The 12,689-nt window shown below is 63.7% G+C and carries 13 protein-coding genes and 1 pseudogene; 3 read left to right on the top strand and 11 right to left on the bottom strand.

Going from position 1 to position 12,689, the window contains the following annotated elements; genetic code table 11:
* Nucleotides 1-11: 11 nt before the first annotated feature.
* The 6 genes from JET17_RS23385 to JET17_RS23360 all read right to left on the bottom strand — a co-directional run bounded on the left by JET17_RS23385 (nucleotide 12) and on the right by JET17_RS23360 (nucleotide 4,599).
* Entirely contained in the window at nucleotides 12-581 is a 570-nt protein-coding gene (locus tag JET17_RS23385) for a DUF4136 domain-containing protein (protein WP_012316388.1), read from the bottom strand.
* A gap of 19 nt (nucleotides 582-600) precedes the next feature.
* The gene (locus JET17_RS23380; RefSeq protein ID WP_012316387.1) at nucleotides 601-1,236 is read right to left on the bottom strand and encodes a DUF4136 domain-containing protein; all 636 of its coding nucleotides are present in this window, start codon (nucleotides 1,234-1,236) and stop codon (nucleotides 601-603) included.
* Between the two features lie 21 nt (nucleotides 1,237-1,257).
* A complete protein-coding gene (locus tag JET17_RS23375; RefSeq protein ID WP_012316386.1) occupies nucleotides 1,258-2,007 on the bottom strand; it encodes a methyltransferase domain-containing protein in 750 nt (249 codons plus the stop codon).
* Nucleotides 2,004-2,309, bottom strand: a complete 306-nt coding sequence (locus tag JET17_RS23370) for a MazG-like family protein (protein ID WP_012316385.1) — start codon at nucleotides 2,307-2,309, stop codon at nucleotides 2,004-2,006. The genes JET17_RS23375 and JET17_RS23370 overlap by 4 nt, the downstream gene beginning before the upstream one ends.
* A gap of 83 nt (nucleotides 2,310-2,392) precedes the next feature.
* Entirely contained in the window at nucleotides 2,393-3,244 is an 852-nt protein-coding gene (locus tag JET17_RS23365) for a MaoC family dehydratase (protein ID WP_012316384.1), read from the bottom strand.
* Nucleotides 3,245-3,246: 2 nt separating this feature from the next.
* Nucleotides 3,247-4,599, bottom strand: a complete 1,353-nt coding sequence (locus JET17_RS23360) for a 3-oxoacyl-ACP reductase (protein WP_012316383.1) — start codon at nucleotides 4,597-4,599, stop codon at nucleotides 3,247-3,249.
* Nucleotides 4,600-4,717: 118 nt separating this feature from the next.
* Here JET17_RS23360 and JET17_RS23355 point away from each other — a divergent pair, with 118 nt between their 5' ends.
* Both JET17_RS23355 and JET17_RS23350 read left to right on the top strand, forming a co-directional pair.
* Complete coding sequence (locus JET17_RS23355; RefSeq protein WP_012316382.1) at nucleotides 4,718-5,995, top strand: acetyl-CoA C-acetyltransferase; 1,278 nt, start codon at nucleotides 4,718-4,720, stop codon at nucleotides 5,993-5,995.
* Nucleotides 5,996-6,065: 70 nt separating this feature from the next.
* Entirely contained in the window at nucleotides 6,066-6,845 is a 780-nt protein-coding gene (locus JET17_RS23350; protein WP_012316381.1) for an AraC family transcriptional regulator, read from the top strand.
* A 59-nt stretch (nucleotides 6,846-6,904) separates the two neighbouring features.
* On the opposite strand, the gene JET17_RS27905 is transcribed toward JET17_RS23350, so the two are convergent.
* From JET17_RS27905 to JET17_RS23330, 5 genes and pseudogenes are all read right to left on the bottom strand, one after another.
* Nucleotides 6,905-7,633 carry a methyl-accepting chemotaxis protein gene (locus JET17_RS27905; protein WP_371316880.1) on the bottom strand — a complete coding sequence of 243 codons (729 nt, stop codon included), beginning with the start codon at nucleotides 7,631-7,633 and terminating at the stop codon, nucleotides 6,905-6,907.
* 129 nt (nucleotides 7,634-7,762) lie between these two features.
* Nucleotides 7,763-8,695: pseudogene (locus JET17_RS27900) on the bottom strand (cache domain-containing protein); the annotation flags it as partial.
* Between the two features lie 336 nt (nucleotides 8,696-9,031).
* A complete protein-coding gene (gene cueR, locus JET17_RS23340; RefSeq protein WP_012316379.1) occupies nucleotides 9,032-9,436 on the bottom strand; it encodes a Cu(I)-responsive transcriptional regulator in 405 nt (134 codons plus the stop codon).
* Nucleotides 9,433-11,832: a heavy metal translocating P-type ATPase gene (locus JET17_RS23335; protein WP_012316378.1), complete on the bottom strand. Its 2,400-nt coding sequence runs from the start codon at nucleotides 11,830-11,832 to the stop codon at nucleotides 9,433-9,435. The genes cueR and JET17_RS23335 overlap by 4 nt, the downstream gene beginning before the upstream one ends.
* Before the next feature lie 52 nt (nucleotides 11,833-11,884).
* On the bottom strand, nucleotides 11,885-12,271 hold the full coding sequence (locus JET17_RS23330) for a hypothetical protein (protein WP_012316377.1): 387 nt from the start codon (nucleotides 12,269-12,271) through the stop codon (nucleotides 11,885-11,887).
* Nucleotides 12,272-12,416: 145 nt separating this feature from the next.
* Here JET17_RS23330 and JET17_RS23325 point away from each other — a divergent pair, with 145 nt between their 5' ends.
* The gene (locus JET17_RS23325) at nucleotides 12,417-12,614 is read left to right on the top strand and encodes a heavy-metal-associated domain-containing protein (protein WP_012316376.1); all 198 of its coding nucleotides are present in this window, start codon (nucleotides 12,417-12,419) and stop codon (nucleotides 12,612-12,614) included.
* The last annotated feature ends 75 nt before the right edge of the window (nucleotides 12,615-12,689 follow it).

Raw genomic sequence — 12,689 nt, 5'->3', positions numbered from 1 at the left:
CTATGCCATGGTCATTTGGCCCTGCCTGGCGGGTAGTTGCCCAGTACCTGGCCCACCGTCTTCTGAATGGCGCTGTTGCGCTCTTCGGGGCTGGGCGGGTAGTTGTTCATGATTTGCTCTGCACTGCCGCGCCAGACCAGCTTGCCGTCACGGCCATCGAACATGTCGACCTGAATGGTCGCCACCTTGTAATCGATGCTACGGGTTTCGTTGTACATGGGCCCGCCCCAATAGCCACCCCAATAGCCCCCCCAGCCACCGCCGTAGTTGGTGGTGATCTGCTGCTGGCGTTGTTCGACGATCAGGTAAGCACGCACCCTGATGTCAGGTTGTACATCGCGTTGTGCCGGGCGCAGGCCGCGCTGGTCGAGCTGGTCGGCGACGGCCTGGCGGATCCGCTGTTCGGTGAGGTCGCTTTTGATACGCGGGTCATCCGGGCGGTAGTGCAGGGCCGGCTCTTGCCAGGCCCAGCTGCGGTATGCGGCAAAGTCTCGGCTGGCGTCGAAATCCTGCTGGACGTTGTTGCTGGAGCAGGCGGCAAGCAACAGCACGAATGACAGTAGAACGAAGCGACGCAACATGATGGTTCTCCGTTAGGCACTAACTGGGAGGATAGCCGCTGAGCGCCTTGTGTACCGATTCGCGCAATGCGCTTTCGCGGTCTCGCGGCGAGCTTTTGTCACTGCCGCTTTCAGCACTCGCGCTCCACACCGGCTGACCGTTGCGGGCGTCGAACAGGTCGATGCGCACCACCATCACTTCAACTTCGTAAGTGCGTACGATCGGCACGCTGCCATAGGCGCCGTAACCGTTGCGGTAACCGCCGAAACCGACACCGCCGTAGGGGGCGGGGCCGTAGTAGGGGTCGTAGTAGTCATAGTCGCGTACCTGGCGCAAACGCCGCTCCAGGCGCATGTCGGCACTGACCAGCAAGTCGCCGGTCGCGCCCCTGGCCGGGCGCAGTCCATGCTGGTCGAGGGCGCCACTGACGGCATCGGCCAGTTGCCCCGGGTCGGCATCGGCAGTGCCGCTTGGTAACTGGCCGTCGCGCCAGCTCCAGCTGCGGTAACGGCCATAGTCACGCGGTGGGGCCGGGTAGGCACTGGCGTCGAAGGTGCTGGCCGCCTGCGCGGGGGCCGGAGGCAAGGGGCGGCTGCTGGCAACGTACGGGTTGCTGCCCTGACAGGCGCTGAGGGCAAGCGGGAGCAAGGCCAGGCACAGCAGGCGGTACGGCATGAAATCCTCCCGGAGGGTGGGTCAGCGAGGGCGGCACATCCAGTGCAGGTAGCGGCCAAGCCCGGCAAAGCTCGGGTGGCGGCGGTGGGCCAGTTCCATTTCCAGCAGGTCGAGCATCTCGGCCTTGGCCTGGAATTCCCTGGGCATGTAGTCGTGGAAAACTCGCACGCCACTCTCGGTTTCGACCTGCCACAGAGGATCAAGTTGCACCTTGAGCTCACGCGGATCAAGCGGTTTCTGCGGGGTGAGGCTCTGTTTTTCACCTTCCAGGCGGTTGCTGCGCAACTTGCGGAAATGGCCCTTGAGCAGGTTGCGATAAACCAGCGCATCCCGGTTGTAGAAGGCCAGGGACAACCACCCGCCAGGTGCGGTCAGTTGGTGCAGCACCGGCAGGATGCTCTCTGGCTCGGCCAGCCATTCGAGCACGGCGTGGCACAGCACCAGATCGTAGGGCTCGGTGAGCTGACCTAGCAGGTCCTGCCATGGCGCCTGGATGAACGTGGCGGTCTGGCCGGCATCGGCAAAGCGCGTGCGGGCACCTTCGAGCATGGGTGCGGCCGGTTCGGCCAGGGTCAGTTGGTGACCGCGCTCGGCCAGCCATAAAGCCATGTGGCCGAGCCCGGCTCCGATGTCGAGTACCCGCAGTGGGCGGTCGGGGAGGGCGTCGGCCAGGTCGGCCTGCAGTACGGCCAGGCGGATCGCGCCTTTGGCGCCGCCATAGATCTTCTCGGCGAAGCGAGTGGCCAGCTCATCGAAGTGACGGTCGTTCATCGGGCGAAGCGCCTTTCGGTGTCGGCCAGCTTGGCCCGTACCACCTGCTCCATGTCCAGGCCCAGTTCGCTGCACAGCAGCAGCAGGTAGAGGATGACGTCACCTACCTCTTGGCCGGCGTGGGCGAGTTTGTCCGCAGGCAGTTGGCGCGATTCGTCCTCGCTGAGCCATTGGAAAATTTCCACCAGCTCGGCCATTTCCACGCTGGCGGCCATGGCCAGGTTCTTCGGGCTGTGGAAGCCGCGCCAGTCGTTGTTGTCGCGGATCTGGTGCAGGCGTTGAGTGAGTTCTTGCAGGTTCATTGCGGGTCTCCTAGTGCCGCATAGCTTCCTTGCAGCCCCAATGCAAAGCAAGAGGATTCAGGGGCCAAAGGTGCCTGCGGCCTTCAGAGCGAACCCCAGCGACCGACCATGTGCAGCAGTTCACCATGCCCATCCAGGCGCAGCTCACCGGCAGGGCCGGCGGCGCTGGCACTCAACACCACCTCCGAGGGCAACCGCACTGGCTTGCGGAAATCCACTTCAAAGGCATACCCGCTGCCTGGCAGGTGCCCACGCAGCGCTGCCAGCGCCATGGCCTTGCTCCACATGCCATGGGCGATTGCCTTGGGGAAGCCGAACAACCTGGCACTTGTGGCGCTCAGATGAATCGGGTTGTAGTCGCCACAGACTTTGGCGTAGCGCCGCCCAATATCGCTGTCGGCGTACCAGCGGGTCGTTTCAGGCAACGGCTGCGGTTCGCTTTCCTCGCGCTCTTCGGGCTGCCCTTCAAGTTTCAAGCCGCGCACCAGCATGCGGCTGGTTTCGCGCCACAAAAGGCCAAGGCCATCTTCGGCTTCGGTGATCAGGTCGAACGTGCCACCTTTGGCATGTGGCTGCAGGTTGTCGGCATACACCGCAAAGTGCAGCCCGTCGATGCCACCCAAGGGGCGCAGTACCTCGATGCGGTTGTAAAGGTGTACCAGGCCCAGCAGCGGGAAAGGGAAGCCTTGGGCGGTCAGCAATTGCATCTGCAGGGTAAACGCCATGATATGGGGGTAGGTGCCCGGCAAGCGGGCGTCATCGGTGAAGTGGCAAAGATGGCGGTATGCCGTGAGATTGCCGGGATGAACGCGGATGAAGCAGCGCAGGCCATCGGCTGGAAGTGTGTCGCCGGTGATCTTGCGTTTGCTGGCGGCGCGCAGATAGAGGCTTGCCCGTGAGTCGGGGCTGTTCAGGTCATGCCAGTGCCTGTTCATGCTCAAGCTCCCATCAATGCCTGGCCACAAACCCGCAGCACTTGGCCATTGACCGCGCCGGAGCCGGGCTGGCTGAGCCAGGCGATGGCCTCGGCAACATCCTGCGGGCGCCCGCCCTGGCCCAGCGAGCTCAGGCGCCGCCCGGCTTCACGCAGGCCCATGGGCATGGCGGCGGTCATGTGCGTCTCGATAAAACCGGGGGCCACGGCATTGATGCTGCCACCTTGAGCGCCGAGCTTCGGCGCCCAAGCTTGGGCAAAGCCGATCAGCCCGGCCTTGCTTGCGGCATAGTTGGCCTGGCCGCGGTTGCCGGCGATGCCGCTGACCGAGGCCAGCAGGGTGATGCGTGCGTCTGCGCCCAGTGCGCCGCCTTCGTACAGCGCCTGGGTCAGTACCTGTGGTGCTTTGAGGTTGACCGCCATGACGGCGTCCCAGTAATCAGGGGTCATGTTGGCGAGGGTCTTGTCTCGGGTGATGCCTGCGTTATGCACGACAATATCGATGCCGCCGGGCAAGGCCTGGAGCAGCTGCGCGGCGGCGTCGCTGGCGCAGATGTCCAGCCCCAGCGCCTTGCCGCCCAGGCGGGCGGCGAGGGCATCGAGGTCTTGCTGGGCCTGTGGCACGTCCAGCAGCATCACCTCGGCACCATCACGCGCCAAGGTTTCGGCAATGGCGGCGCCGATCCCTCGTGCGGCACCAGTGATCAGTGCCCGGCGCCCGGCGAGCGGCCGCGTCCAGTCCTCGACCTGGCTGGCACAGGCCTGCAAGCGCAGCACTTGACCGGAAATGAATGCACTCTTGGGTGACAGAAAGAAGCGCAGGGCGCCTTCGAGCTGGCCATCGGCACCTTCATCCACGTACAACAGCTGCGCCGTCGCACCGTTACGCAACTCCTTGGCCAGCGAGCGGCTGAAACCCTCCAGGGCACGCTGGGCGACACTGGCCAGCGGGTTGTCGATGCCTTCCGGTGCGCGCCCGAGTATGACCACATGGGCGCAGGGTGCCAGGCTGCGCAGCAACGGCTGGAAGAATTCGCGCAACTGCTTTAGCTCATCGCTGTCCGACAGATGACTGGCATCGAAGACCACGGCCTTGAGCTTGGGCCCCAGGCCAGCCACCCAGGCGGGGGCCTGCAGGCTTACGCCATTGAAGTTGTAGCATTCGTCAGTCAGGCGTGGAGCGATGGCTTCGACCTGACTTGCCAGAGGCCCTCCGCCGATGACCAGCGCACCTTCCACCGGGCGCAGGCGGCCGAGCTGCCAGCGCTCCAGCGGTGCAGGACGCGGCAGGCCGAGGGCATCGACGAGACGGCCGCCGAGGTTGGAGTTGGCAAAGCCGAGATAGCGATCGCTCATGTGCGGGTCTCCCTTGAGGCAAGCATTGAAGTGTGGACCAACTTTGTCGGGAGGTCGTTCGAATGCGGCAAAAACACCTAGGCTGTTCGGATCGATTTGTTTCAGGAGGAATCTACACATGCGTTCACTTCGCCGGGTCGCGATTCTGGGCGGCAACCGAATCCCTTTCGCCCGCTCCAACGGCGCCTACGCCACTGCCAGCAACCAGGCGATGCTCACGGTCACGCTGGAGGGCCTGATAGAACGCTACCGCCTGCACGGATTGCGTCTGGGCGAAGTAGTGGCCGGTGCGGTGCTCAAGCATTCTCGCGACATGAGCCTGACCCGTGAATGCGTGCTCGGTTCGCGGCTGTCGCCGCAGACACCGGCCTACGACATTCAGCAGGCTTGCGGCACCGGGCTGGAGGCTGCCCTGCTGGTGGCCAACAAGATTGCCCTCGGGCAGATCGACAGCGGTATTGCCGGTGGCGTCGACACCACGTCCGATGCCCCGATCGGGGTCAATGAGGGGCTGCGGAGCATCTTGCTGCAGGCCAACCGCGGCAGGACTCTGGGTGAGCGGTTGAAGCCCTTCCTGCAGTTGCGCCCGGGGCATCTGAAACCCGAGCTGCCGCGCAATGGCGAGCCGCGTACCGGGTTGTCGATGGGCGAGCATTGCGAGCGCATGGCCCTGGCCTGGCAGATCGGTCGCGCCGAGCAGGACGAGCTGGCTCTGCTGAGCCATCAGCATCTGGCAGCGGCCTATGCCGAGGGTTGGCAGGATGACCTGCTGACACCGTTTCTGGGCCTTACGCGCGACAACAACCTGCGGTCGGACCTGACTCTTGAGCAGTTGAGCAAGCTCAAGCCCGCGTTCGACCGCAGTGGTTTGGGCACACTCACAGCAGGCAATTCCACACCGCTGACCGATGGTGCGTCGCTGGTGCTGCTGGGCACAGAGGAGTGGGCGCAGGCACAGGGCCTGCCGGTGCTGGCCTATCTGGTCGATGGCGAGACTGCTGCCGTGGACTTCGTCAAGGGGCGGGAAGGGCTGCTGATGGCGCCGGCCTATGCGGTGCCGCGGCTTCTGGCGCGCAATGGCCTTACCCTGCAGGACTTCGATTATTACGAGATCCACGAGGCATTTGCTGCGCAGGTGCTGTGCACGCTCAAGGCCTGGGAAAGTGCCGAGTTCTGCCGCGAGCAGCTGGGGCTGGATGCCCCCCTGGGTGCGATCGATCGGAGCAAGCTCAACGTCAAAGGCAGCTCATTGGCGGCAGGGCACCCGTTTGCGGCTACCGGGGGGCGGATCCTGGCCAACCTCGCCAAACTGCTGGCGACGGCTGGGAAGGGGAGAGGCTTGATTTCGATCTGCGCGGCGGGCGGGCAAGGGGTGACAGTGATCGTCGAGCGGTAACTGCCTGAAGGGCTGTAGGGGCGCTCTGGCGGGTGTTAGGCTTGTCTGGTCAGAACTACAAGAATTCACCATGCCGAGTATCGGACACCCCCGTGCCATCCCAGCCCTGGTCCATTTGCCCAGGCCGCTCTATGCCCGTGCTGAAAGCCTGGGGGCCGGCTCCTGGACCACCCGCCACAGTCACGATTGGGTGCAGTTTTCCTATGCGATCAGCGGCGTGCTGGGTGTCTACACGCGTGATGGCAGCTATTTCGCACCGCCGCAGTGGGGCGTATGGATTCCTGCCGACGCCGAACATGAAGTGGTGACGTCCGGGCGGGCGGAAATGCGCAGTCTGTACATTCGCCGCGACGCTTGCCCGTGGGCTTCTGCGCAGTGTCGGGTACTGGAAGTGACCCCGCTGGCGCGTGAGTTGATAAAGCAGTTCTGCGTGTTCCCGCCGCACTATCCCGAAGGCGATAGCGTCGAAGGGCGCTTGGTTGCGGTGCTCCTTGACCAGCTTCGTATCTTGCCTGAAGTGGGTTTTTCCCTGCCACTGCCACGGCATGCGGGCTTGCTGGCGCTGTGCAATAGCCTGATTGCCACACCGGATCAGGTGCAGACCCTGCAGCAGTGGGCCCGCCAATTGCAGTGCTCGGAGAAGACTCTGATGCGCCTGTTCCAGCGCGAGACGGGCTTGAGTTTCCGCAATTGGCGCCAACGTATGCGGTTATTGTCGTCGCTGGCGTTGCTGGAGGCGGGAGAGAGTGTGACCGAAGCGGCTCTGGGGTGTGGTTATGATTCGACTTCGGCCTATATCGCAGCTTTCAAGCAATTGTTTGGCTCAACGCCAGGCGAGCTGAAGTTGTAGTAGGGGCTGTAACGGCCTCTTCGAGGGTTAATCGCGAAGAAGCCGCTATAGACGACCGGTCAGGTACGGAAGCGTCGTACCAGCGAATCCAGCTCATTGGACAACCCGGCCAGGCTTTCCGAGTCCTGCCGCGCCGCCTGAGCCAGGTCGGCCACCAGCTGCGCATCACCGTGAATCTGGCTGATATGGCGGTTGATGTCTTCGGCAACCTGGTGCTGTTCTTCCGCCGCGGTGGCGATCTGCGTGTTCATGTCGCGGATGATGTCCACCGACTCGCGTATCTGGCCAAAGCTGTCGCGGGCCAGGCCAATGCGGCTGACCGACTGTTGCGACACTTCCAGGCTGGCATGCATCTGCTCGGCCACTTCGGCGGTACGGCTGGCGAGGTTGCCAAGCAGCCCGTCGATTTCAGCGGTCGAATCGGCGGTGCGCTTGGCCAGCGCCCGGACCTCGTCGGCAACTACCGCAAACCCACGCCCCTGTTCGCCGGCGCGGGCGGCTTCGATCGCGGCATTGAGCGCCAGCAGGTTGGTCTGTTCGGCAATCGAGCGAATGGTACCGAGGATCGACTGAATGGCATTGCTGTCGCGCTCCAGCTGCTGAATCGACTGCGCCGACTGCTCGATCTCCTGGCTCAGCCGGTCGACACTGCTGACGGCCGCATCGATCTGCTGCTGGCCTTCGCGGGCCTGTTGCTGGCCGCTGTCGGCCGATTGCGCGGCCTGGCTGCAGGAGCGGGCAACCTCGTTGGCGGTGGCGACCATTTCGTGGAATGCGGTGGACACCATGTCCACCGCTTCGCGCTGGCGCCCGGCGGCCTCTGCCATGTCGCTGGAGACCTGAGTGGAGCTGGTGGACGTGCTGAGGATCTTGCTCGCCGCCGCGCCGATGTGCTGGATCAGGCTGCGGATGGCACCGAGGAACTGGTTGAACCAACCGGCCAGTTGCGCGGTTTCATCACGCCCGCGGACTTCCAGGTTGCGGGTCAGGTCGCCTTCGCCCTGGGCGATGTCTTCCAGGCCACTGGAAACACTGTTGATGGGGCGCACGATGAGTTTGGCGAATGTGGCACCGACTACGGCGAACAGCGCGGCCAGCACCAGCGCGACGCCGCCGATGAGCCAGGTGAGGCGGGTGGTGGTTTGCATCACTTCGCTTTGTTGGATCAGGCCTATGAAAGTCCAACCGAGTTTTTCGTCGGGGTAGACGTTGGCCATGTAGCGTACGCCGCCGATGTCGACTTCAGCCAAGCCCTTGCCGGCCTTGGCCAGCTCGGCATAGCCGTCGCCGAAGCTGGCCAGCTGTTTGAAGTTGTGACTGGCATCGCGCGGGTCGACCATCACGTTACCGTTGTTTTCCATGAGGATCAGGTAGCCGCTTTCGCCCAGCTTGATCTGCTGGACGATCTCGGTCAGGCCCTTGAGCGATACGTCGATGTTGACCACGCCACCGGGGCTGCCCAGCTGGTTGGCAACGGTACGCACGGTGCTGACCAATACGGCATCGTCGCCGGCCCAGTAGTAAGGGGCGGTGCGCAGGGTCTTGCCAGGGTTGGCCATGGCCGCTTGGTACCAAGGGCGGGTGCGCGGGTCGTAGTTGCTCATGTTCGGGTCGCCTGGCCAGAAGGCGTAGCCGCCGTCTTGCAGGCCATAGGACACGTAGGCGTAGTCCGGATGGCTTTTGGCCAGACGCGTGAACAGCTCGAACAGTGTCTTGTCCTGTTCGCTCGGGGTGATTTGCGCAGCGTCGGCGCTGATGTGTTTCTTGACGTTGTCGCTGCTACCGGTGACCTGCGGGAGGCTGGCCAGGTAGTCGACGTTCTGGGTGATGCCCTGGAAAAACAGGTTCATCGCGTTACTGACCTGGCGGATTTCCCGGCTGCTGCCGTCAAGAAAATCCTCGCGGGCTTCGCCGCGCAGGTTGATGACCACCAAGGTGGCTACGAGGACGATGGGCAGTGCGGCGATGACCGCGAATGCCCAGGTCAGTTTCTGTTTGATGTTCATCGACGCTCCCGGAATTTATTTTTTTCGACACGCGAGGCAGGTAGAAACTGTATCGGCGGCGTCCGGGGTTTTTTGAATGAAAATGCCCGTATTTATTGGGCCTAGGCGCATTTGGCGACTATTCGGTCGGCTTCAGGCTAATATGGCATACCAAGTGCGTGGGCGTGGTGGCCAAATGCGTCAGTGGCAGCACTCGCCCCCTTTTGCGAGATCTTTGAGTATCGGGCAGTCAGGGCGGTCATTACCTTTGCAGTGGGCTACCAGTTCGCTCAAGGTGTCGCGCAGGCTGGCCAGTTCCTCAATGCGCCGGTTCAGCTCATTGATGTGTTGCAGCGCCAGAGCCTTCACGTCGGCGCTGGCGCGCTGCCGGTCCTGCCACAAGGTCAGCAGCTTGCCCACCTCTTCCAGGGAAAACCCTAGGTCGCGTGAGCGCTTGATGAAGGCCAGACTGTGCAGGTCCTCTGGCTGGTACAGGCGATATCCGCTGTCGCTGCGGGTGGCCGGCTTGAGCAGGCCGATGGCTTCGTAGTAGCGGATCATCTTGGTGCTGAGCCCGCTGCGGCGGGCGGCCTGGCCTATATTCATGGGGCCTCCTGCGAGGTGCTGGTGGGTTTCCAGGTCTTGAGCCACAAGGCATTGCTCACCACGCTGACGCTGGACAACGCCATGGCGGCGCCGGCCAGTACCGGGTTCAGGTAACCCAGCGCGGCCAGTGGGATGCCGATGAGGTTGTAGATGAATGCCCAGAACAGGTTCTGGCGAATTTTCGCATAGGTCTTGCGGCTGATTTCCAGGGCGGCAGGCACCAGGCGTGGGTCGCCACGCATCAGTGTGATGCCTGCTGCCTGCATGGCCACGTCGGTGCCCCCGCCCATGGCGATGCCGATATCGGCAGCGGCCAGGGCCGGGGCATCGTTGATACCGTCACCGACCATCGCCACCACACCGTGCTTTTTCAGTTCGGCTACCGTGGCGGCCTTGTCGGCTGGTAGCACTTCGGCGTACACGTCATCGATGCCGAGAGTATCGGCTACCACCTTGGCGCTGCCACGATTGTCGCCGGTCAGCAGGTGGCTGCTGATATGGCGCTTGCGCAGGGCTGCGATGGCCTGTTCGGCACCGGGCTTGATGCTGTCGCCGAAGGCGAACAGCCCCAGCACGCGAGGCTGTGCGCCTCGTTCAATCAGCCAGGACAGGGTACGGCCTTCGGCTTCCCAGGCCTGTGCTTCTGTGGCGAGGGCGCCGGGTTGCAGGTTGCACTCGTCGAGCAGGCGCCGGTTGCCCAGCGCCAGTTCGCGGCCTTCCACCCGGCCAGCGATGCCACGGCCGGTAAGGGACTGGCTGTCGGCTACCGTGGAAACCTCTAGGCCTTGCTCGGTGCAGGCGTCGAGTACCGCCTTGGCCAAGGGGTGTTCGCTGCCACGTTGCAGGGCGCCGGCCAGGCGATGCAACCCGGCACTATCACCGACCAGTGCCTGGCTGTGGACAACGCGCGGGCTGCCGGAGGTGAGCGTTCCGGTTTTGTCGAACACCACGCGGTTCACCGCATGGGCGCGCTCCAGCGCCTCTGCGTCCTTGATCAGGATGCCGTGGCGCGCGGCAACGCCTGTACCCGCCATGATTGCTGCAGGTGTGGCCAGGCCAAGGGCGCAAGGGCAGGCAATCACCAGCACGGCAACGGCATTGATCAGCGCGGTCTCCAGCGGGGCGCCGGCCAGCGACCAACCGATCAGGGTTAGCAGTGCGATTACCAGCACGGCCGGGACGAAAATCTGGCTGACCCGGTCCACCAGTTTCTGGATGGGCGCCTTGGCTGCCTGGGCGTCTTCGACCAAGCGGATGATGCGGGCCAGCACGGTTTCTGTACCCAATGCCTTGGTGCGCACCAGCAGCCGGCCCTCGCCGTTGATCGCGCCGCCTGTAACCCTATCGCCGGGTTGCTTGCGCACTGGCAGGCTTTCGCCGCTGATCAGGGCTTCGTCGGCGTGGCTGCTGCCTTCTTCCACTTCACCATCGACCGGGAAGCGCTCCCCTGGCTTGACCAGCACCAGGTCACCGAGCCGTAATTGGGCAATTGCAACGTCTTCTTCATGGCCATCGACCACCCTTACTGCGCGCTCGGGGCGCAGTGCTTCGAGGGCACGTATGGCGCTGGCGGTCTGGCGTTTGGCCCGGCTCTCCAGGTACTTGCCCAGCAACACCAGGGCGATCACCACCGCCGACGCCTCGAAGTACAGGTGCGGGGTCATCCCGGCAGATGCCTTGGCCCATTGGTACAGGCTAAGACCATAACCGGCACTGGTGCCCAGCGCGACCAGCAGGTCCATGTTGCCGGCGCCGGCGCGCACAGCCTTGTAGGCCGCCACATAAAATCGCGCGCCAAGGATGAACTGCACGGGGGTGGCCAGAGCGAACTGGGCCCAAGCCGGCAACATCCAGTGCACACCAAACGGTTGAAGCAGCATCGGCAACACCAGGGGCAGGGCCAGCAAAAGGGCGGCGCCGACGGCCAGACGTTCGTTGCGCAGGCGGCGCTGGACGCCTTCTTGGTCATTGTTGACCGACAGCGGCAGGCTGGCACTGTAGCCGGCCTTTTCGACCGCGCCGAGCAGCAGGTTGTTATCAAGGCCTTGCAGCACCTGAAGGTGGGCACGTTCGTTGGCAAGGTTGACACTGACCTGCTCAACGCCCGGTAGTTTACCGAGCGCGCGCTCGACACGGCCGACGCAACTGGCGCAGGTCATGCCATCGATCTGTAGCTCTACGGTGCGGGTCGGTACCTCGTATCCGGCGCCGCGCACAGCCTCGACCAGGGCGGGCAGGCTGCCGGCCGGGGCCTGGACCCTGGCCTGTTCGTTGGCGAGGTTGACGCTGACCTGTTCAGCGCCGCTCACCTTGCGCAAAGCGCGCTCGACACGGCCAGCACAGCTGGCGCAGGTCATGCCGGAGATCGGCAGGTCAAATAAAGTGGATGCGGGCATGGCACTCCTCCTTGGACAGGCCACCAGCATCAACCTTGCCATGTGGGGAAGGTCAATAGTCCAGGTTGGCTCGCCTCAATACCAGCCCATTGTGGCCCATGGCAATGCGGTACTTGTTGATCTGACCCGCTTGCAGGGTCAGTCGAGTGCTGCGCTGGTCTTCCAGGCCGGGCGCGCAGCCGGGCATCTGCCCCGGCAGCAGGCGCAAGCGTACGTCAACAGGGCCGGGCGGCAGGTTGAAGGAGGTCGACTGTTCCTGGAACACGCGCCCGGAAAGCTGGTCGTTGAGGTAGACACCGATTTCGCAGCTGGTGGCCACTTCCAGGCGTTCGCGTGAAATGATCAGCACGCTGTAGTCCGAGTTGCCTTCGGCGCTTGCCGGTGGCACCGCGGCCAGCGTGCCCAATAGCCCGACAACGCCCACTGCTGTCCTGAACATGAAGAATCTCCTGCTTGCCGAATCGTCAAAGGCGCAGCTTGGCCGAGGTTCGTGCGGATTTCCAGCCCGGCCGTTGGATGCAGAACTTGACCTTGCCCCGATGGCAAGCTTGAAACTGCGCAAAACCCTGAAGGAGGCAACACCCATGCAAGTGTTCAACGTACAAGGCATGACCTGTGGCCATTGCGTTAAGGCGGTGACCCGCGCGGTGCAGGATCAGGATGCAAATGCTAAGGTCGAGGTCGACTTGGCCGGCAAGCAGGTGCGTGTGCAGAGTGCTCTGGCTGCTGAGCAGTTGCTGGCTGCGATTCGTGAAGAGGGCTACCAGGCTGACGTGGCCTAAGGTCGAACGGGCCGCTTGGGCGGCCCTGTTTTGTTGCAAATGTTTTCATGCTGATGGTGTCCACTGCAGGTAGAC

The sequence above is a fragment of the Pseudomonas putida genome (assembly GCF_016406145.1).
Taxonomy (GTDB): domain Bacteria; phylum Pseudomonadota; class Gammaproteobacteria; order Pseudomonadales; family Pseudomonadaceae; genus Aquipseudomonas; species Aquipseudomonas putida_E.
Note: the sequence above shows the minus strand (reverse complement) of the source record. Positions and strands in the feature narration are given on the sequence as shown.